At 37.6% G+C, this 19,842-nt stretch carries 21 protein-coding genes and 1 pseudogene; 7 read left to right on the top strand and 15 right to left on the bottom strand.

The window, feature by feature from the left end:
• Positions 1-381, top strand: a 381-nt coding sequence (locus tag M901_RS03715) for a hypothetical protein (protein ID WP_021276826.1), incomplete at its 5' end; no start/stop codon positions are given.
• Between the two features lie 44 nt (positions 382-425).
• Here M901_RS03715 and M901_RS03710 read toward each other — a convergent pair.
• From M901_RS03710 to M901_RS03690, 5 genes are all read right to left on the bottom strand, one after another.
• Complete coding sequence (locus tag M901_RS03710; RefSeq protein ID WP_021276847.1) at positions 426-848, bottom strand: SRPBCC domain-containing protein; 423 nt, start codon at positions 846-848, stop codon at positions 426-428.
• A gap of 118 nt (positions 849-966) precedes the next feature.
• The gene (locus M901_RS03705; protein ID WP_021276832.1) at positions 967-1,575 is read right to left on the bottom strand and encodes a hypothetical protein; all 609 of its coding nucleotides are present in this window, start codon (positions 1,573-1,575) and stop codon (positions 967-969) included.
• Positions 1,576-1,598: 23 nt separating this feature from the next.
• A complete protein-coding gene (ylqF, locus tag M901_RS03700; RefSeq protein ID WP_021276843.1) occupies positions 1,599-2,519 on the bottom strand; it encodes a ribosome biogenesis GTPase YlqF in 921 nt (306 codons plus the stop codon).
• Positions 2,503-3,006 carry a hypothetical protein gene (locus tag M901_RS03695; protein WP_198295334.1) on the bottom strand — a complete coding sequence of 168 codons (504 nt, stop codon included), beginning with the start codon at positions 3,004-3,006 and terminating at the stop codon, positions 2,503-2,505. Before M901_RS03695 ends, ylqF begins: the two co-directional genes overlap by 17 nt.
• Before the next feature lie 35 nt (positions 3,007-3,041).
• Entirely contained in the window at positions 3,042-3,830 is a 789-nt protein-coding gene (locus M901_RS03690; RefSeq protein WP_034720095.1) for a hypothetical protein, read from the bottom strand.
• Between the two features lie 177 nt (positions 3,831-4,007).
• On the opposite strand from M901_RS03690, the gene M901_RS03685 reads away from it, so the two are divergent.
• From M901_RS03685 to M901_RS03675, 3 genes and pseudogenes are all read left to right on the top strand, one after another.
• Positions 4,008-4,418, top strand: coding sequence for an AI-2E family transporter (locus tag M901_RS03685; RefSeq protein WP_021276835.1), 411 nt, complete (start codon positions 4,008-4,010; stop codon positions 4,416-4,418).
• A gap of 33 nt (positions 4,419-4,451) precedes the next feature.
• A pseudogene (locus tag M901_RS03680) lies at positions 4,452-5,087 on the top strand (AI-2E family transporter); the annotation flags it as partial.
• Positions 5,088-5,092: 5 nt separating this feature from the next.
• The gene (locus M901_RS03675) at positions 5,093-6,946 is read left to right on the top strand and encodes a LysM peptidoglycan-binding domain-containing protein (protein WP_021276844.1); all 1,854 of its coding nucleotides are present in this window, start codon (positions 5,093-5,095) and stop codon (positions 6,944-6,946) included.
• Here the strand turns inward: M901_RS03675 and M901_RS03670 are convergent.
• Both M901_RS03670 and M901_RS03665 read right to left on the bottom strand, forming a co-directional pair.
• The gene (locus M901_RS03670; RefSeq protein WP_034720093.1) at positions 6,943-7,845 is read right to left on the bottom strand and encodes an alpha/beta fold hydrolase; all 903 of its coding nucleotides are present in this window, start codon (positions 7,843-7,845) and stop codon (positions 6,943-6,945) included. The genes M901_RS03675 and M901_RS03670 overlap by 4 nt on opposite strands.
• On the bottom strand, positions 7,823-8,029 hold the full coding sequence (locus tag M901_RS03665; protein WP_021276834.1) for a SlyX family protein: 207 nt from the start codon (positions 8,027-8,029) through the stop codon (positions 7,823-7,825). Before M901_RS03665 ends, M901_RS03670 begins: the two co-directional genes overlap by 23 nt.
• Positions 8,030-8,143: 114 nt before the next feature.
• On the opposite strand from M901_RS03665, the gene M901_RS03660 reads away from it, so the two are divergent.
• On the top strand, positions 8,144-8,962 hold the full coding sequence (locus M901_RS03660; protein WP_021276838.1) for an SAM-dependent methyltransferase: 819 nt from the start codon (positions 8,144-8,146) through the stop codon (positions 8,960-8,962).
• Here M901_RS03660 and M901_RS03655 read toward each other — a convergent pair.
• The 3 genes from M901_RS03655 to M901_RS03645 form a co-directional block, all read right to left on the bottom strand.
• Complete coding sequence (locus tag M901_RS03655; protein WP_034720087.1) at positions 8,940-10,355, bottom strand: PQQ-binding-like beta-propeller repeat protein; 1,416 nt, start codon at positions 10,353-10,355, stop codon at positions 8,940-8,942. The genes M901_RS03660 and M901_RS03655 overlap by 23 nt on opposite strands.
• Positions 10,309-12,606: a PEP/pyruvate-binding domain-containing protein gene (locus tag M901_RS03650; RefSeq protein ID WP_021276833.1), complete on the bottom strand. Its 2,298-nt coding sequence runs from the start codon at positions 12,604-12,606 to the stop codon at positions 10,309-10,311. The genes M901_RS03655 and M901_RS03650 overlap by 47 nt, the downstream gene beginning before the upstream one ends.
• A gap of 65 nt (positions 12,607-12,671) precedes the next feature.
• Positions 12,672-13,232, bottom strand: a complete 561-nt coding sequence (locus M901_RS03645) for a haloacid dehalogenase (RefSeq protein ID WP_021276845.1) — start codon at positions 13,230-13,232, stop codon at positions 12,672-12,674.
• Positions 13,233-13,361: 129 nt separating this feature from the next.
• Here M901_RS03645 and M901_RS03640 point away from each other — a divergent pair, with 129 nt between their 5' ends.
• Positions 13,362-14,120 carry a serine protease gene (locus tag M901_RS03640; protein WP_021276841.1) on the top strand — a complete coding sequence of 253 codons (759 nt, stop codon included), beginning with the start codon at positions 13,362-13,364 and terminating at the stop codon, positions 14,118-14,120.
• Positions 14,121-14,153: 33 nt separating this feature from the next.
• Here the strand turns inward: M901_RS03640 and M901_RS03635 are convergent, their stop codons facing one another.
• Entirely contained in the window at positions 14,154-16,379 is a 2,226-nt protein-coding gene (locus M901_RS03635; protein WP_021276842.1) for an NADP-dependent isocitrate dehydrogenase, read from the bottom strand.
• 132 nt (positions 16,380-16,511) lie between these two features.
• Positions 16,512-17,414, bottom strand: coding sequence for a DMT family transporter (locus M901_RS03630; protein ID WP_081653332.1), 903 nt, complete (start codon positions 17,412-17,414; stop codon positions 16,512-16,514).
• 97 nt (positions 17,415-17,511) lie between these two features.
• Between M901_RS03630 and M901_RS03625 the strand changes: the two genes are divergently transcribed.
• Complete coding sequence (locus M901_RS03625) at positions 17,512-18,027, top strand: peroxiredoxin (protein ID WP_021276830.1); 516 nt, start codon at positions 17,512-17,514, stop codon at positions 18,025-18,027.
• Here the strand turns inward: M901_RS03625 and M901_RS03620 are convergent, their stop codons facing one another.
• The 3 genes from M901_RS03620 to M901_RS03610 are packed head-to-tail and all read right to left on the bottom strand — an operon-like array spanning position 18,028 to position 19,741.
• On the bottom strand, positions 18,028-18,609 hold the full coding sequence (locus M901_RS03620; protein ID WP_021276840.1) for a pentapeptide repeat-containing protein: 582 nt from the start codon (positions 18,607-18,609) through the stop codon (positions 18,028-18,030).
• A gap of 1 nt (position 18,610) precedes the next feature.
• Positions 18,611-18,988, bottom strand: coding sequence for a VOC family protein (locus tag M901_RS03615; protein ID WP_021276837.1), 378 nt, complete (start codon positions 18,986-18,988; stop codon positions 18,611-18,613).
• Between the two features lie 33 nt (positions 18,989-19,021).
• Positions 19,022-19,741, bottom strand: a complete 720-nt coding sequence (locus M901_RS03610; RefSeq protein ID WP_021276836.1) for a methyltransferase domain-containing protein — start codon at positions 19,739-19,741, stop codon at positions 19,022-19,024.
• Positions 19,742-19,842 lie beyond the last annotated feature (101 nt).

Below are 19,842 nucleotides of genomic sequence, written 5' to 3'. Positions count from 1 at the left end.
GCATTTAATGCTGAAAAGAATCCCCTACTCAAAAAGAAGAAGAACGATCTTTTAAAAATGTGTAAGGAAAGAAATATTCCTGGTGAATACGAAGATGACGTTGAAGACCTTGCCTTTCTCATCCATCGTTATGACGAGAATAGTAAACTTACAAAAGAAGAAATTGAAGAGGCTTTTGATAAACTTGGTATTAACCCAAGTGTGAAGAAAGAAGATAATCTTCTTATCCTAGTTACATATGAGCTTGCACTTGTTGATCTTATCGATGCAGAGCCAGAAGATATTGATGAACTATGTCGCGAGTACAATGTTGAAAAGAAAGACAAAGAGCATGAAACACTAGTCGTTGAGCTTGCTGTCAACATGGTTAATCAAAACTAATTCTACAAATATAAGGGAAGATGTCTTTATCTTCCCTACTTTCTTTAAGCACTCTTTTTTACATAATCTTCTAAATGCTCAAGACAACTTTTCCAAAATTCTCTGTGATGTCTAAATGTCATCTTATTAGGCAAGTTTGCATGAGTAATTCTAAGCTTTGTTCCATTATTCTCTGTTGGATAGAAGTCGAATGAAACTAATGTATTTTGCACTTCTCCATCATGCCATACCATGTCGATATGTTGATTCTTATTGATTTGAGTATACTCTCCATAATAATGGCTAACATCCCCAATCGTTGAGACCATCTCTATGTGGTACTTTCCTCCAGGACAGAAATCACAATCGGCCTCGGTCTTAATATTGTCACCTTTAATCATCCACGCCTTCATTTTCTCAACAGAGCTAAAATCCTCAAAAAGCTCTTTTGGTGGAACAGCGAAGGTTTTATTATAGATAAATTCCATAGGTCCTCCTAATTCTTAACTCTATTCTAAGAGAGAATCATTAAAGAATTATGAAGGTGAACCGGTATTTTAGCCCTGTAAGTGACCTTGAGTTTTAGACAAAAAAAGTAGCCTAAGGCTACTTTTTTAAAGGATATGGTAAGTTCGTTTTTGGATCTTTTGCGGCCGTAACGGCGAAGACATCCCAGTCTCTCTCCCCATCGAAATACAGAAATGTATTTACCTGGCTTGAGAACTTCTTCATATAGAAGCTCAGCTCTTTATTTTCAAGCTTATCTAAAAGTGGAGATAAATTAAGCTCGGAATTGTCTTCTTTATAGAATTGCTTTGTTCTTAGTTCAAAGCTAATGGCCTTATCAAATCTATTGGCCCAACCAATAGAATACTTCGTCGAAGAAATACTCACTTCGACATTACTATAACAACCTTTTGTCGGTTTAAAGATTCCCGTGACACTCATTGTTTTTTGCGATTTCAAAGAAATTTCAACTTCTTTACCACCAGAGACTTTCGTTGTCTTAATCTGAAGTGGAAACTCTTGCCAACGAGCTTCATATTCAGAAGAATCACTAAAAACAAACTTTTCATAACGACAGCTTTGCTTAAGAATCGCTGTAACCTCAGCGTCTTTTTCCATGAGATAGAAACTCAATTTAAATGGATTTGCTGTGGTTGTCGCACCAAAAGCAGTGGCAGAGAGTAAGCTTGCAATGATTAACTTCTTCATGATTCTTCCTATATAGTCTCTAGTTAAAGTTTTGCTTTTTCAAAAGTCCAACGCCCCAATTCTCCCTTTCTAAAATCAGAAAGAATCATAGTGAAGACACGATCATAGTCCACCTCCCCCTTTTTACGGAGGAACTTTCGATTAAGACCAATTTCTTCGAAAGCTTCTGGTACACTGAGATTAAAATTTTCCAGTCCATACTTTTCAGTTAACTGAGCGGCCTTATTTTTTAAGAGATATGAGAGAACAAAAGAAGAGACTTCTTCCTCTCCAACAATATCATCCTTAATCGCGTGAATGGCACAAAGATAGAATGCTTCTTCATCGTTCTTTATTCGAGGCGGCATAATCCCAGGTGTATCCATTAACTCAATATCACCATCGACTTTAATCCATTGCTGATTCTGAGTTAGTCCAGGTCTATCAGCAGCTCTTGCGACAGTACGACCAACTAAGCGATTTATAATCGTAGACTTACCAGTGTTGGGAAGCCCTATGAACATCATACGAATTTTCTTCTTAAGATTGGGATTGGCCCCATTCTCTAGCTTTCTCTTCACAACAAGCTCTTTAGCTTTTGAAAAGATTTTCTTTACACTACTCTTATCGAGCGAGTTGATGAAAATATATGGTGTCTCTTCTTTACTAAACCACTCTTCCCATTTCTGATTCTCTTCAGGATCTGCAAGATTGATTTTATTGACGATAATCAGTCGGTTCTTTTGCGCAACGGTGTCCTGGAGACGATCATTTCCAGAGATCAGAGGAACTCGAGCATCACGAATCTCTAGAACAATATCGACCATTTTGAGCTTTTCACGGACCTTTCTCAAGGCCTTGGCCATATGACCCGGATACCAAGTAATTGTTGGCTTCTCTTCTGTTCGATCTTCTGTAAGTTCTATCCCTTCTATTTCGAGATTATTTTTATTTTTTCTGCCCATTTCCTAAACTTTTGCATAATGGTATTTGATATTTCTTAGTCTCAAGATGAATTCTATCATCGATATTTTTCCTATATTCGACGAGGTCTTTATTGAGAACATATATATCAATTTCTTTTTCAAATGATTCAATATCATCTAATTCACCAAGATAATAGAAGAAGTTCGAAACAATTGGCATGCGAGGAGCATACGTCTTTAGACTCGTCTTAAATAAGTGAGAAAGATATGTTTCTTTTACCGAAAAAATTTCTCTATCAGTGCGGCAAATATCTAGTACCGAAACTTTCTTATGATTAATTTCAACAAGATCGTTTTCAAAGCCAAGTAAGCCAACTTGCTTGAGTTGATCCCAACTCATATCTTCAGGTATTTTTAGTTTATAATAGATACTATAAAGGTCCCGAGTGCTAACTCCAGTTGTTGAACCACCGCCAGTGCCACCGACACCAGAGAGATCACTTCCAAAGCAAGTAAGATTTAACAATAAGGTAAGTATCAGGAGTTGAATTCTTTGAGGAATCATCTTAACAACTCCGTTACCATAAATGTCATTGCGGACTTTGTCCCCAATCCTTTCATATTGCGAGTGAGTGCAACTTTCTTATGAAATGCCTCCTCATCAATTTTAAGCCACTTCTCATAAGTGTCATCATCGACGCCATCAGCAAAGAAACCGACAAAGTTCATTCCTGACTCATCACAGTGGTCTGCTTTAAAATATCTTTGAACAAGGTCACGCCCTAAATTAGCAAGAGTTTCAGGCGAAAGAGGTGCCTGGTTTTTTCCCAGTACAAAACTATTTTCCCCAGCACGAGAAAGAACATTCATCTTCAACATTCTCTCCATCGTCTGTATTCCCATCTGTCCTAAGCGAAATTGCACGAGATCTTTTGTTATCATTCCGCAACCGGCCAGGACATAAAGCTCTGCAAAACAACGATCATTCTTAATTTCTGCCTCGACATCTAGACTATGATTTACAGACTGTGGAATTCCGGCGGGATGAGACTTTAGAATCTCTTCACGGACAACTTCTGGAGCGAGCTCGATGACGAGAGAGTCATTTTGAGTTCCTAAGAGAACACGATATATTTTTAAAAGAGTATTATAAGTGGGACGATTTTCTTTCTTTATTAATCGTCTAAGAGTTTTCTCATTGATCCCCATCTTCTCTGCGATGAGGCGAAGCCCAATCTTATCACTTCGATATTCATTTATCTTTGTCTGAATATCTAAAGAGACCTGCTCTCTTAAGCCAAGAGAGTGGCAGACTCGTGATGAATTTGTGTCCACTTCATTTATATTCAAATTAAACTCCAAATGATTAGCCCTTCATACCATCTCAATGAGAAATTTCAATAACCTATGAAATCTTTTTGTATGCGAAGTTGCCGATTCCCCGAGGTTTTCACTCGGTCTAAGTACCTGAAATTTGCCAGTTTATTGGGAATTTAGGACAATGAAATGATTATTTAAGGAATATTTATGGTTAAAGATAATAAGTTTGAAACATACTACTTTTTATTGATCTTTTTGGTCATTATAGTGCTAAATCTCTATTTGATGGCACCACTATTTCATGCCATTGTCTTTGCCGGAATTCTAGCAGGAACCTTTAGGCCGCTTTTTAGATATCTCACAAATAAGAAGAATCTATCTAAAGAAATGGCCAGTGCCCTGACAACCTCAGTTATTCTCCTCTTTATTATTGCCCCTCTGGTATATATGATGTTTCAAATTTCTAAGGAAGTCATCTCACTCTATACGATTTTAAAGGATGCTATCTCTCAGCAGTCAATGCAGGACTTTCTCTATGGAGATGGTGCCTTTGCCACTTTCCTACAGAAAACTCTTACAAGCCTTGATATTCAGATAACAAGAGAAGAAGGATTATGACAAAGGCCCTTACCCAAAGTAAGAGATTTTTCAGGCGTTATCCTTCAATCAATCAATAATCTCATCGGCGATACCTTCTCGATGATCTTTCAATTCTTCATTATGATTGTTGTGACATACTCATTCTTTCTAAAAGGAGACGATCTTAAGGAAATGCTCTTTAAGATTTCACCTCTACCAGCAACTGATGAACAGAATATTTTAGATAAATTCAATCAAATGAACTTTGTGACAATGGTTGGTAATGGTGTAGGAGGACTCATTCAAGGCTCTTTCGCAGGTCTTGTCTTTTGGATGGCGGGATTATCTTCTGTCTTTCTTTGGACGACTGTTATGATCATCCTGGCCTTTATTCCTCTTGTTGGTATATCGCTTATTACAATTCCTGCGACAATCTATCTCTTTGTCACAGGAAAGACACTTACGGCCATCGCCCTCATTGTTTCAACAAATGTTGTAGCCCTTATTGTTGAGAATTGGTTTAAACCTAAGTTCATTGGAAAAAGTGTTCAAGTCGATGGAATACTTGTCTTTATTTACATCATTGCAGGAATGAGTCTCTTTGGAATGGCCGGAATTTTCTACGGGCCGCTAATTTGTATCATTTTCATGACAACGATTGAAATCTACCTTAAAAACTATCTTCCAGAATTACAAAAGAATGACTAAGACTTATGCTTAAAAAACTACTTTATTTATTTCTCATTGCTTCCCTATCCTTCTCTGTAAGTGCAGCTTCTAAGCACTTCCCTGTTAAAGGACATATGAAAACGAGGGTTGAATTCTGGGAAAAAGTTTATACCGAAATTACAACTCGAGAGGCATTTATTCACGATACTGATGATGTCAGTATTATTTATGCCAAGGTAAAGCTTAAGAAAACAAGAAGAGCTCAAGCTCGTGCTGCAAAAGCTGAGAAGAAAAGAATCGGTAAAATCATTCGCTCCATTGCAAAGAAGAATTATAAGAATCTAAATAAAACAGAAAAGCGCTATGCCAAGATCATTGGGAAGAAGAGTCCAAAGAGATTGAGAAGAATGGCGAGAAGAATTCGCTACCAATACGGTCTAAAAGATCGTTACTATAAGGGACTGATCCGCTCATATGCCTATATGGACTATATTGAAGCTCAATTTAAAAAGAGAAATCTACCAACAGAGCTAAAGTACCTACCTCACGTTGAAAGCTCTTTTAACTATCAAGCTTCATCGAAAGTTGGTGCCGCTGGAATATGGCAATTTATGAGAAGTACTGCCAAACAATACAAGCTCAAGGTTGGATATGTTGTTGATGAGAGACGTGATCCTCTCAAGTCAACAAGGGCCGCAACACGATTTCTAAAAGACAACTACAGATCTTTAAAAAGCTGGCCACTTGCCCTGACGGCTTACAATCAAGGTGTTGGAAATATTCGAAGAGCGGTTAGAGCTGTCGGATCAAAAGAAATTAACAAAATAGTTGAAAATTATAATGGTCGTAACTTTGGTTTTGCCTCAAAGAACTTCTATGCAACTTTTATGGCCACAGTTAATATCTCAAAGAACCCTAGCCGCTACTTTCCAGAGTTTAAAAAGCCAAGAAAGTTTCGCTATTCAGAGATAAAACTAAAAAAACCATTTACTGTTGATGAGCTATCCCAGAGCTTAAATATTTCTAAGAGTGTTATTAAAAAGTACAACCCTTCAATTAGAAGAAGTGCTTATAAATCACCCCTTTATATCCCAAGAAATTTTGTCCTTCATATTCCACAAGTAAATAAGAAGCTATTGGCCAATTACCGATCAAAGCTCCTAAAGGCCAAGGGAAGCTATGCTGATGCGAAATATGATAAAATTCATATTGTTTCAAAAAGAGAGAATCTTTCTGAAATCGCAAGAGAATATGGAATGTCTTTGGCAAAGTTAATTGAGTACAACTCAATCCCTAACCCATCACTGATCTACGCTGGTATGAAGCTTCGAATTCCTTCAAAGAAATCAGCGACAATAGCACAGACAAAGAAGTTAAAGAAAGTTCCAACAGGACCTTCAATCAACCCTGTTGCTCAGAATCTTTCAAAAGACGAGATCGATGTTAATCTTAGTCTTGAGTCTTACAATTTAGATATTCTTAGACTCTCTCGTAATTTCTACAGCATCAAGATAGAAGTCGAAGAAACTCTAGGCCATATCTCAGAGTGGTCTTCAACATCACTAAAGAGAATTAAAAAAGATAATAAACTTAGATCATCAAGAGTTCGTCTAGGGCAAAAAATCATTTTGGAGTTAACACCATCACAGCTAATGGCCTTCAAAAAGAATAGAAATGAGTATCACCTCTCTATTCAAGAAGATTTCTTTGAAGAATATAAAATCGTTGGAAATAGAAAGTATAAGATCAGACGAGGAGATACACTTAGCGAGATACTAAGAAAGAATTCTCTTCCTCTGTGGCTTGTCAGAATGTATCAGAATGCCAAAGATGGTGATTTTACAATTATGGCCGGTCAACACTTGAAAATCCCAAAAATCAAACCAAGAAAGGCCTAGGAACTTAGGAACTTCTTAATTTCACGGGAGAGCAATTCAGGCTTCTCCCACTGTGGCATATGAGCACTATCGTCAGGATTCAATACTTTTAAGCCTGGTATGAGTCTTCTCCACTTCTGAACTTGAGGCTCCATTGGAATCACGCGATCCTTGCGACCATGGATTAAAAGTATTTCATTTTGAATCTCTGGTATTTTCAAACTATCTTTGAAGTCATAGTGATAAGCGGCCTCGAGGATATTGATATAGTTTTCAAAATTCTCTTCACATGTCATTAAATCAGCAATACGTCTAAATTGCTGACGAATATAAGATAGATTTTCAAAATTATATACGAGCCCAGGAACCATTGGTCCAGTTAAAGGAATCAGGTGCTTTAAACTGAAGCGGCCTGTCTTTCTGATCACTTTATTAATTAATGGATGAGAAATATCAAAGATCCACGGAAATTTTTGGTAAAAAGCTCCAGGAGAAAGTAGGATGAGCTTGTCGACACTCTCACTATAATGAAACGAATAATTCCAAGCAATCAAACCACCGAGAGAATTTCCAACCAAGTGAAATTTTGAAAGATTTAATTCTTTGAAAGCATCGTTGAGGTGGTCAACAATACTTTTAACCATGTCATCATCTATTGGAATGATATCAGAGAGCCCAAATCCAGGAAGATCGATTGTAACCAGATGATAATTATCCTTAAGATGTGAGATCAATAATTCCCAAGTATGAAGGGAGTCAACTATCCCATGAATAAGAACTAAAGTTGGCTTTTCACGTTGTCCAAATTCACGATAATGAAAGCGAATTCCGTTCAAATCGAGAAATTTCGATCCCTCACTCGCACAACCGTAACGTTGAATAATATCAGTCATTTTCTTAGTAGTGTGGTGGAACTTCATCTTCTAAATTCGTCCCTCCTCCACCTTGTCCCATATTTCCAATGGCCTGACGTAGATTGCGAATTTCAAGAATAAGGCCATCAATAATCAATTCTTGTTTGGCCACAATCTTATTCAATTGATCCACAAGATGGTCCTGATGCGCGTACTTTTCTTCTAAAGCAATTATTCTCTCTTCTAACATATGATACTCCATGCCAGTTATTTACCACAAAATTGGCCAAATTTTACAATAATCCTCCAGAAATTGAAATTTTAGTCTATGATGAGCAAAAGACTTGAAACTACTAGGAATTTCATGAATTCATTCTATTTATTCTTCTATGATACAACTATTAAGGACCTCTTATTGGAAGAGCTACAAAAGAAGCACCCTAAGCTCACTCTGAGTTTCTCTAATAAAGAGATCATTAGTATGAAGGGACCAAGCGGATACGCTAAATACCTAGAAGATAGACCAGTCATTTTTTCTAAACGCCAGGCCCTCTTTATAGAGAAGACGAAAGAAAATGACGAAACGAAGGAGTCAATCCTTGTTGGAAAAGACTATTGGGTCTACGAAACAATTGATACCTATAACGACTTTCTTGAATTGCCAGAAATAGAAATGCCAGAACAAAGTCCAGCAAGAGCATGGCATAAAATGAGAGAGGCACACGAACAATTTGCACTTGATATTGAAAGAGGACAACAAGTCATAGAAATTGGGAGTGCTCCGGGAGGAATCTCTTACTATCTTCTCGAATTAGGAGTGAACCTGGTCTGTATTGACCCTGCTGAGATGTCCCCGGTACTATCTCAAAACTACCAAAGTTCGTTCAAGCATATTAAAGAAAGTGTTTTTGAAATTAAAAAATTTATGCTGCCTAAGACATGTGACTGGATCATTTCAGACCTTAACCTTAAAGGTGACCTCAACCTAGATCAAACAAGAAGGTTAATGAGCTTCTATCCACAACTCAAAGGGGCTTTTCTAACAGTCAAAACCCCGACGATAAAAGATCTTAAAAAAATTAATATCTGGGCAAATTCATTTAACGAAGGTTTTGAGGCCATCGTAACCCATCTCCCTTCTCATAGAAGAGAGATAGGAATCATTGTCTATAATACTTTATAGAGCCCTTCATTCCGAAGATAATATGACCCTCTTCAAGCATTAGAGGGTCAGCGAAAACATTTTCTTTCTCTGCAAATTGATATGAGCGATGAACCTCACCATTTTGAATATCAATATGTGAAATATGCCCTTTTGGATTCACAAATATCACATGACCATCTTTGCCCATTTGGAGTGAAGAATAGCTATACTTAAGATTGGCCTTCTCATCTTTTAATGACCAATTAAGCTTTGAATGAAGAGAGTTCCAAGAATGCACGCCCCCATTAAAATCATTAAAGATAAGATTCTCACCAACGACCAAAGGTTTTCCAATAACAGGAGAATCAACAAGGACAGAACTTTCTCGCTTGCCAGCTTTTGAGAAGCAGTTAATTCCACCCACATGAGACTTAAAGTGAAGCTCCCCTTGGATAAAGCAAATTCTATCTCCACTCTTCACTGGCCCGTACCAACTAGATAGAGGTAGCTCCTTCTTCCAAATAAGTTTACCACTCTTTGCATCTATTTTATAAGCGTATGGTCTCTTTATACCAATTTCTTCTTTTGGTACCCCACTTCCAATATAAACAGCATTATCATCAAATAGAATAAAACCATCCATATGTCCGTCTTTATAGTGCCATATCTTTTTCATTGAATGTGGATCAAGAGCATAGAGTCCATCTCCTCCTGCCGCTTGGTAGAGATACTCCTTACCTTCAATTTCACGAATAACAGGAAGAATTTCAGTATGACCTTTAGTTTTAAAACTTGCGACAACCTTCTTTGCCTGAGGATCAAATTTATAAACTCTCATGTGATGAGAAGCATGGAGCCCCTCTCCAAAGTAAAGGTGGCCTTTATAAAGAACAGGTGTTGGCGATAAGAATTTTCCTAACCAAATCTTATGAGTGACCTTCCCTGTGTCTTTATTTAGCACAAAGAGATTTCCCTCTTGGCTACCAACAAAGAGTTCATCCCTATAAATTACCCCTGAAGCAAAAATTCCTTCCGAAATACTTTGTTGCCAGAAAAGATCACTCTTTTGATCACTAAGAACTTGAGGCTCAATTATATAGTCAATATTCTTATTCAAATATGACTGAATCATTAAAGGGACCGGACCATTCTTTGTATAAGTATAAAGTTGCATTCCCCCATAGATAGCAGCATTTAAAACCATCGCAGAGATGAGAATTCTTGGCCTTAAAAGAAGCTCTAATAACTTTCTCGGTCCTTCCGCCTTGAGCTTAACCCCAAAGAGCCCGGCAACAAAAGTTGCGACAACACTGATCCCAGTACTTAAGAACGCTAGCGGCAAGAGAACAGTTGGAACAATCCCACTTTCAAAACCTGGGTACAAGTTATTGTACGAACTTAACAGTTCCTGAATTTCCATCAATCCAAACATTTTCTCCGCCTTTAAATCTAAGATGACATTGATTAATTCCACTTACAGCAGGAATTCCCATTTCTCTAGCAACAATTGCACAATGTGAAAGGACGCCACCCCTCTCCACGATAATCCCACTGGCCTTAGTGAAAACTGGTGTCCAACCTGGGTCAGTAGACTGTGCCACAACGATTGGGTTTTGTGGCCATTTAATATTCTTCCACTCACTCGGATTGTTAATAACAACAATTTCCCCCTTCACAATTCCAGAAGAAATTCCCTCTCCAGAAAAACTGTCGGAGCTCACTTCATTATCTCCACTAATCACATCTTTGATTTCTTTTAGAGAAGTAACTGTTGAAAAGTTGAAACTCTTAAAGAGCTGGGCTTCTTCTTTCCTCTCTTGGATAAGTTTCAACATAGAATCTTCAAAGTGTTCGATCTCTTCTAGCTTAAGCCAGAAAATATCATTCTTATCTTCTAATCCAAGTCGAGATGATTTTTCTAAAAGTAGATAACGTATATGTGAATAAGGCTTAAGAAGTGCCATTTTCCACTTCTCTCTTAATTCAAGAAGCCCTTTAAGAATCTGCCACTCTTCTAAAACAATCGACTTTTTAAAAGTCTTCATTTCATCAATCTCTTTTTCTACATCAATGAATGAATGATTCTTCTTACTCTTTTCGTAGTCCTCAAGAGACATATCATAGAAAGAGTCTTCACCAATCTCTGCCCATCTCATGGCACTAAGATCGAGCTCTCCTGGCCCACGATGTCCATAACGCTCTAAGAAAAGTGGTCTCATTTCAGGTTTCGCACATGCTTTCTTAAAGTAATGACCCATCTCGTAAGTCTCAGAGTTAATCCCTGAGCCCGACCAACGTTTGATCATATCATTGGCCTGTTCTTCTGGATAAATACTCTTTAGTAAAGAGATCATTGTCTGAATTGTTGTCTCAGTAAGAGAAATAAGCACATATGGCCAAACCAAAGTTCTTTCATGAAAGAGATAACATTCTTTAGCGATTCTCTTATCGAGTTTCTTATCACTCCAATCTTGATATAGAGTTGGATCATTCGGTCTTTTTAGTTTTGTCGACATCGCCACAAGTTCTTTTGTGGCCTCTTCGATCATCGTCTTTCTTTGAGTATTAATTGAAAGTCCTACTTTTAACATTCTAAAAAGAGTTTTAGGTGTATTGAAAATAACTCTCGCTGAGACTTTAGAAAAATGAAATTTTAAATGAGGTCTTGGGATAGGTTCAATAGAATATGGAATAGGACCAAAGTATAACTCTCCAAGTTTATTTAAATTGATATAGCTCTTTCCAAAAACAGTATCTAAGAGTGAATCTCGTCGTCCCTTTTCAAACCCTAGGTAGCCTAGAGTTTTGAGGGCCTTATCAAATGCTTGATCGGCCTTAAATGAGTTTGCCCATAGCTCAGTTGTTAAGACTGTTGGAGCAACTGTCCACTCAGCAAAAGTCTGTCCATCCCAAACAGTTTCTTCAGTATGTTCCTTTTCGAGACGAGAAATTTCTTTATCTGCAACTTGCTTAAGATTTGATAGTGAACTCTTTGCCGTAATAGGACGGGCCTGAAGAAGATAAACCTTTCCTGCCTTATCAATGGCCCATTCGATATCAAATTCATCTTGATATTTCTTTTCCACTTCATTTGCAAAGGCGATTATTTGATCAATTTGCGACTCAGAAAGATGTTCACTCTTCTTTTGAGACTCGCTAAGTATCGTAGGAGTTCTCTTTCCAGAGACGAGATCTTCCCCTACACCATCAATATACTCAATCATCCAAGTCGAAAATTTACCACGAGGATCTTTTGTAAAATAAACTCCAGCATAGCTAGGATCAATCATACGCTGGATAACAACATTCATTGGTATAACTTCAGAGCTTCCTAAGAAGTGCTTTCTATAGGCCTTAGATGATTCCTTATGAATTGAATCAAAACAATTTTCAATTGCATATTTTAGATCTTGATCATTATCAACATAGAGAAAAGTTGAATTCTGCCCAGCAAAGCTATTTTCTTTTGAGTCTTCTCCAGTTGCGGAACTTCTAATAGCGAGGGAGTACTCTCCATCATTAGCGAAACGAATAATTTCTTCAAATTCCTCAGTGCTCGGAGGTGCATCAAGTATCATTCCATCGGGAACTTCGATACCCATTTGTGTCATCATGGCCAGCATATAGGCCTTTCCACCAACACTTGTTTTGTCTTCAGGTAAATCTTTAAAGCTATATAACATACAAATATCCTTTAAATAATTTGTATCGTGTCTGATATAGCTTAAACATAACCTAGATCATGTTTTTACAAAATACTTATATCACCTATCTGAGAGTTTAATTCAATATACTCCTCTAACTCTTCAATTGGGATATACAACTGATGCGACTGGTCATCAAAGACGTGGCCGGCAAAACCAAGCTCTTGAGCAGCGATAACCTCTTTCTCAGTCTCTGAAATAAAGACTGCTTTCTTAAGCTGGTTCTCCACGATCGCCCTCTTATACAAGACTGGTGCTGGTTTAAGTTCTGAATTACTTAGAGGAAGATAAATCTTATCAAAGACCTCCCAATCAAAGCTTTCACTTCCTGACCACTTCGATGAAATATAATTTTTCAGGGTCTCAAGCTTTTCCAAATGGGTCTGGCCAAAACTCTCGGGAATATTTGAGATAACTCCTATCTTATAACCTAAGCTTTTTAACCTTGAGATATAAGTTTTACTTCCACTAAAGTAATCGAAGTTATTCTTATCCTTAACGTTAATTACCGTATTACCTAAGTCAAAATAAACCCAAAGATCTTTTGTTTTCGCCTTCACTTGAATGGCCCCTAATAATGCTAATGAAAGAAAGTATTTTTTCATAATTCTACCTCACAATTAATTATTTCACTTCCCCCTAGCTTCACCATGAGCTGTGTCATATTTTTAGTAGTCATAGTGCAATAAAATTCTTATCATTTAAGAATCATAAAAACTTATTCAAGGATGAATATGCAAAAGATTCTTAGTCTATCGACGATACTACTAACACTCTCAACTTCAACGGCCTTGGCCAATAATAAAACAATTTGTGGAACAACTGATGATCGAGTCCTATCTCAGGATTCAAAAGTTGCTAGGGCCTCTAGAGCGAATAAAGAGTACGGATGTACAGTCACAATGATTGGGCGTTCATGTGCGATTAGTGCAGGACACTGTGTGGGTGCTCTTGAAAAAGCATCTTTTAATGTTCCCCTCTCAATTAATACTGAAGCCCAGCCTTCAAAACCAGAAGATACTTACTACAGAACAAAAGACTTCTTAAGATATAAAGACCAAGGAGCCGGAAATGATTGGGCCGTTATCCGCCTCATGCCTAATAAGATAACAGGTCAATACCCAGGTGATGTCCAAGGTTATTATCAAGTCGACCTTAAAGGAGTTGCTAGAGTTGGTGATATCGTCAGAATCACAGGTCATGGAGTAGATCGAGAAGATGATATTCGAAACTTTGCCCAGCAATCACACTCTGGTGAAATTGCTAAACTTGGGACATTTTGGAATAAATCAAAACTTGGTTACAGTGTTGATACGACAGGTGGAAACTCTGGTTCTTCAGTAATCTTGGAAAGAAACCAAAAGATTATTGGAGTTCACTCTCATGGGACATGTACTGAAAGTGGTGGTCACAATGAGGGAACACTTATCGCAAAGAATAAGATCTTCAAAGAAGTTATCCAGGAATGTTTAAACTGGGAAAATTCATTATAAAAAAGGCACCCAATGGGTGCCTTTCTTTTTAGTTTATAGTGACTTTAGAATTGTATTAAATACTTCAGATGGTCTCATGGCCGCTGATACTTTTGCATCATCAGGCATAAAATATCCACCCATATCAACTGCATTTCCTTGGCAAGTTGTCAGATCTTCAACAATCTTCGCTTCATTCTTCTCAAGCTCTGCTGCAACGGCTGCAAACTTAGCTTTAAGTTCTTCATCATCAGATTGAGTTGCTAAGGCCTCTGCCCAATACATAGCAAGATAGAAGTGAGATCCTCTATTATCAAGTTCCATAACTTTTCGAGATGGCGACTTATTATTCTTAAGGAATTTTCCATTCGCAGCATCTAGTGTCTTAGCGAGAACTTCAGCCTTCTTATTCTTTGTCTTAAGAGCAAGATCTTCAAGAGAGACAGAAAGAGCCAGGAATTCACCAAGAGAGTCCCATCTCAGGTGGTTTTCATCAGCAAATTGCTGTACGTGCTTTGGAGCAGATCCACCAGCACCAGTTTCAAATAAACCTCCACCAGCAAGTAGAGGAACAATTGAAAGCATCTTCGCAGAAGTTCCAAGTTCAAGAATTGGGAAAAGATCTGTTAAATAGCCTCTTAGAACATTTCCTGTTACAGAAATTGTGTCCTTCCCTTCTTTTACTCTTTCAAGAGTATATTTAATCGCTTCTTCAGGAGAAAGGATCTTAATTTCAAGGCCATTTAAATCATGGTCTTTAAGGTATTCATTAACTTTAGCAATAAGTGATCTATCATGAGCTCTATTTTCTGAAAGCCAGAATACTGCAGGATTACCAGTCAATCTTGCTCTAGTCACACCGAGTTTTACCCAGTCCTTAATAGAGATGTCTTTTGTTTGACACATTCTCCAAATATCACCTTGTTCAACTGAATGCTCAATAAGAGTTTCTCCGGCCTTATTTACAACTCTCATTGTTCCATTTGCAGGAACTTCGAAAGTTTTATCATGTGAACCATATTCTTCGGCTTTCTTTGCCATTAGACCAACGTTAGAAACGTTACCCATAGTTGTGACATCAAAAGCTCCGTTCTCTTTACAGAAGTTTACAGTTTCTTGGTAAATCCCTGCATAACATCTATCAGGGATAATAAACTTCGTATCTTTTTGCTTTCCATCTGGTCCCCACATTTGTCCTGAAGCTCTGATTGCCGCTGGCATCGGAGCATCAATAATAACATCTGATGGAACGTGAAGGTTCGTGATTCCTTTATCTGAATCAACCATGGCCATGGCCGGTCCGTTATCTAGGGCAGCTTTAAGGTCTGCTTCAATTTCAGCTTTCTTATCAGCTGGAAGAGTCGCCACCTTAGCGAAGACATCACCTAAACCAATATTAGCATTAACCCCTAATTCATTGAATGTCGCCGCATGCTTTTCGAAAACATCTTTGAAGAAAACTTCTACACAGTGACCAAAAATAATTGGATCAGAAACTTTCATCATTGTTGCTTTCATGTGGATAGAGAAAAGAACATCTTGTTTCTTAGCATCTTCAACTTGCTCAGCAAAGAAAGCTCTAAGAGCATTTCTGCTCATACAAGAAGCATCGATAACTTCTCCTGCAAGAAGAGGTGTACTCTCTTTAAGAACAGTTACTGTTCCATCAGTTGCAACGTGCTCAATTCTTACATCATCTTCTTTTTCCATAACAACAGACTTCTCTGAACCATAGAAGTCATTTTCTGACATATGAGAAACATGAGATTTAGAATCTTTTGCCCAAGCTCCCATCGAGTGTGGGTTATTCTTAGCAAATTCTTTTACTGGAGCGGCTACTCTTCTATCAGAGTTTCCTTCTCTAAGAACTGGGTTTACAGCAGATCCAAGAACCTTAGCGTATCTTGCTTTAACAGCTTTCTCTTCTTCAGTTGATGGATTCTCTGGGTAATTAGGAACCTTAAATCCCTTAGCTTGAAGCTCAGAGATTGCAGCTTTAAGTTGTGAAACAGAAGCTGAAATATTTGGAAGCTTAATAATATTAGCTTCAGGAGTTTTTGCTAACTCACCTAGTTCAGTAAGAGCATCTCCAATTTTTTGATCATCAGTTAGGTTCTCTGGGAAGTTGGCAATAATTCTTCCAGCAAGTGAGATATCCTTAAGCTCTACTTCAATTCCAGCAGTTGCCGTAAATGCCTTTACGATTGGAAGTAGTGATTGAGTTGCCAGGGCTGGCGCCTCATCTGTTTTCGTGTAAATAATTTTAGATTTCGTTGTCATGACAAATCCTTCGGCTAAATAGTAAAAAATTACTCGCTTAGTCTAGCCGAATAACCGCAAAGATACTAGAGGTTTAATCCTCAAACAGGAGGCTCCCGAGTCTATTACTCTGTGCAACATATCAGTATGGATTCATTTTCTGACGCACCATGCAACAGTCTCAGGACGAGATCTTCTCAGCTTGTGCCAAGGTAGAGCAAAGAGAACTCCAGTAGAGACAAGTAAGAAGCCAATAACAAGGTTTTCACTCACGCTTTCTTTGAAAATGAAGAAGGCCATGGCCGAAGCACTCAGCGGGCTTAGTAACTTGAGGCAACTTATAAAGTTTAAATTATAGTGAGGTAATGAATAGATCATTAAAGTATGCCCTAGGACACTCGGAAGAAAGGCAAGCATCAGAAGTACTTTCCAATTTTCAACAAGTCCATGACTAAGAAGGTTCAAATCAAACTTCCCAATGAGCGCCATGACTAAGATCGCCCCAAGACCCAAAATGCAAGTAAAGAGATTTAAATAGAAAGTATAAACACCGTTACGAAGACTTGCCCTATTTCTCTTTGAATAGACCATATAAGTCGAATAACAAAATGATGCGATCAAGATTTCAATAACTCCGACTAAACTAACCTGAACCTGTTGACCAGAATAGTACGTAAGATAAATTCCCAAAATACTTGCAACTATCGCAAGCAGGTATCTCTTCTTAAAGGGCTCTCCCAAAACGAGAAAACCAATAATCGCCGTAAAAATCGGATTTGAAGCAAAGATAACAGCTGTGACCCCGACATTGAGTTTAGGAACACCGCTAAACCAGCTTAAAAAGTGGATAAAGAGAACAAGGGACGAGATAAGAATCATCTTTGCATCACTTCTTTTCAACGTCCCCAAATCTTTCCACGCAAATGGTAAGAGCATTCCCGAGACAAAGAGAAGTCTCCAAAAGAGAACAACAAGTGGAGCTAAACTAAGGAGTTTAACAATGACGGGTGCAGTTGAGAGCATGAAAACAGAGGTCATTAAAATGAGATGATTCATAGAACAAATCTAGCACCCAACCATGCCCGTGTCGAGTTCTCAGCTTTTTCCACTAAGATTTATTTGAATTTCTTGCAAATGCCTCTAAAATAAGTCCATGTCAAAACTAAATGAACTCATTTTAAAAACAATGGACTTGGGAACGAAGAAGAATAAATCACTTCGCCCCGTTAAACTTGATGAAACTCTCCAGGATTGGGAACTTCAACTTTCAAATAATCAAAAATCTAAGATCTCAACAATTACTAAAAATGGACCTCTGCTCTTAATCTTCATTAGGGGAACTTGGTGCCCTTTCTGTAGAATGCATATGAAGAATTTAAGAGACTGGGTCGCAAAGCTACAAAATAAGAAGGCCACAATTATTGTAGTCTCAAGTGAACCTTTGGAAAAAATCAAGGATTGGCTACAAGAAAATAGCTTTCCTTATCTCTTTGCCTCTGATGAGAGGATGCTGCTCTCAGATCATTTTGGTGTAAGAATAAGGCCAAATGACTTTTCCCAAGCGGCGACCTTTCTTATCGACTCTGATCTCAGTGTCAGGCTCGCTTATGTTGGAAAACGTGACAGACAAAACTTCAAAGAAATGGAAGCGGCTTTAGAAAGATCCTAATTATTCAACTTCAACTTCTAGTGAAGTCAGAAGCGTAAGGGCCTCAGGTAAAGAGAATTTTGATTTGCGAATACGAGTAAACTTTGGGTCAATAAAATAATTCTTCGCCCCTCTAAAGTCTGATTTCTCAAAACTTCCGTTATTTAATGACGCCCCTTCAAGTATAGAGTCGCAAAATATTGCACTATTCATTTGGGCTTCATTGAAATCGGCCTCCCTCAAATCACAGCAACTAAAAACGATATTGGGACTTTTACATGAATGAAAAGAAGAGAGGTTCAATAAGCAATCATAGAACTTCAATTCAAAGAGAGAATTAACACTAGAGAAATTCACTCCAGTTAACTTACAGTTTTTAAATGTTAAATCTCTTAACGTTGAATTTTTGAAAGTTGCATTACTAAGATTAGATTTTTCAAAGACACACTCAACAAGTGTTGAATTATCAAAACTCAACGAAGACAAGTCCACACCAACAAAGCGACAGGAAATAAACTCAGAAGAAGAATACTCAGAAATTGTCGAGATATTCTCAATAGTAAACTCCTCATCTTCATAATACTGGGTATTGAGTAATGACATCTTATTTCTCTAAAGTTGCAAATATGTCGATTTGATTTCCATTTGGATCAATAACACTAGCATAGCGTTGCCCCCAAAAAGCATCCCACGGCTCTTTCATAACCTCAAACCCAGCACTCTTAATTTTAGATACTAAGAGATCTACTTCTTCTGGCGTTTTCTGTAAGAAACAGAGCACGACACCACTAGCAATAGGTTCTTTCCAATTGGGATTAATCTGCTTAAGAAGCTCAAAGGAATCAATCATCACTCTCATACCACTGGCAGTCTTGGCCTCATAATGACCTTCACCATAATTTTGAAAGTCCATATTAAAAAGCTCATAGAACTCTAGGGTTTGATCGACGTCTCTTGCTGCAATTCCAATAGCATCTAGCACGGTAACTCCATTTGATATGAATAAAGTGATATCTTAATTTAGATCAACAAAAGAAGAATATAAACTCCATTGCTTAGCATGGATAACACCATGATTAGACCAAAATTGAGGATACTTATTTGAGATCATCGATCTCACTCCAGATCCTTTGGCAACAATGAAGAAGTCCTTCTTAAAAATAATATCAGAAAGCTTATTTAAAATAAATTTTAAATCCATTGGATCACTAAAGTCATAGATAAAGTAAACATCTGCTTCAGGTAACTCGAAACTCTCATCAAGAATATTCTCTTCGAGAAGATGGCAGTTCTCAAGTTCAAGTAAATTGAAAACCCTCTTGCCTTCATCTACCCTAGTCTTCACAATTTCATAACCAATAAACTCTGAGTTTGGAAAGATCGATTGCTGAACAATACCAACTCTCCCATAACCGGCACCTAGATCTACAATCTTGTTGATATTATATTTTTCTAAATGCTCAAGAAAATCGAGAATCTCTCCATAGGGAGTCTGTAAGATTTGAGGATGAAGACCAATCCAGGCCTGAGTTCCCTCGTAGTGATTTTTCTGCTCATTACCTTCAGTATGTTCGTTATATGTTCTATACTGTTGTGAAAGCTCACTTTCAATAGTCTCAACGTCAAAGCCAAGCTTCTCATCGAGAGTCATTGCATATTCCCTATCAGTCTTATTATCCGGAGTGCGAAAAAAAGATTTCGATAAAATATTCTCTTTTAATTTGTCTTTAGACATTAGCTATCAAGAGCAGTTTCTAGAATCTCCATCGATTCTTTAACATCTTTGGCCATGATAATTGAATGCTCTAAACATAAAGAGTCTTTAAGCTTTGAATA

The sequence above is a fragment of the Bacteriovorax sp. DB6_IX genome, assembly GCF_000447775.1.
Taxonomy (GTDB): Bacteria; Bdellovibrionota; Bacteriovoracia; order Bacteriovoracales; family Bacteriovoracaceae; genus Halobacteriovorax_A.
This window is presented reverse-complemented; position numbering and strand designations above follow the sequence as displayed.

Bases quoted from the DNA above. Each gene is read 5' to 3' on its own strand.
- M901_RS03705 (WP_021276832.1), bottom strand. From the start codon at position 1,575: ATGAAGAAGTTAATCATTGCAAGCTTACTCTCTGCCACTGCTTTTGGT.
- M901_RS03685 (WP_021276835.1), top strand. From the start codon at position 4,008: ATGGTTAAAGATAATAAGTTTGAAACATACTACTTTTTATTGATCTTT.
- M901_RS03650 (WP_021276833.1), bottom strand. From the start codon at position 12,606: ATGTTATATAGCTTTAAAGATTTACCTGAAGACAAAACAAGTGTTGGT.
- M901_RS03620 (WP_021276840.1), bottom strand. From the start codon at position 18,609: ATGTCATTACTCAATACCCAGTATTATGAAGATGAGGAGTTTACTATT.
- M901_RS03675 (WP_021276844.1), top strand. From the start codon at position 5,093: ATGCTTAAAAAACTACTTTATTTATTTCTCATTGCTTCCCTATCCTTC.
- ylqF (WP_021276843.1), bottom strand. From the start codon at position 2,519: ATGGGCAGAAAAAATAAAAATAATCTCGAAATAGAAGGGATAGAACTT.
- M901_RS03610 (WP_021276836.1), bottom strand. From the start codon at position 19,741: ATGTCTAAAGACAAATTAAAAGAGAATATTTTATCGAAATCTTTTTTT.
- M901_RS03670 (WP_034720093.1), bottom strand. From the start codon at position 7,845: ATGAAGTTCCACCACACTACTAAGAAAATGACTGATATTATTCAACGT.
- M901_RS03645 (WP_021276845.1), bottom strand. From the start codon at position 13,232: ATGAAAAAATACTTTCTTTCATTAGCATTATTAGGGGCCATTCAAGTG.
- M901_RS03660 (WP_021276838.1), top strand. From the start codon at position 8,144: ATGAATTCATTCTATTTATTCTTCTATGATACAACTATTAAGGACCTC.
- M901_RS03625 (WP_021276830.1), top strand. From the start codon at position 17,512: ATGTCAAAACTAAATGAACTCATTTTAAAAACAATGGACTTGGGAACG.
- M901_RS03630 (WP_081653332.1), bottom strand. From the start codon at position 17,414: ATGAATCATCTCATTTTAATGACCTCTGTTTTCATGCTCTCAACTGCA.
- M901_RS03655 (WP_034720087.1), bottom strand. From the start codon at position 10,355: ATGTTTGGATTGATGGAAATTCAGGAACTGTTAAGTTCGTACAATAAC.
- M901_RS03710 (WP_021276847.1), bottom strand. From the start codon at position 848: ATGGAATTTATCTATAATAAAACCTTCGCTGTTCCACCAAAAGAGCTT.
- M901_RS03665 (WP_021276834.1), bottom strand. From the start codon at position 8,029: ATGTTAGAAGAGAGAATAATTGCTTTAGAAGAAAAGTACGCGCATCAG.
- M901_RS03640 (WP_021276841.1), top strand. From the start codon at position 13,362: ATGCAAAAGATTCTTAGTCTATCGACGATACTACTAACACTCTCAACT.
- M901_RS03635 (WP_021276842.1), bottom strand. From the start codon at position 16,379: ATGACAACGAAATCTAAAATTATTTACACGAAAACAGATGAGGCGCCA.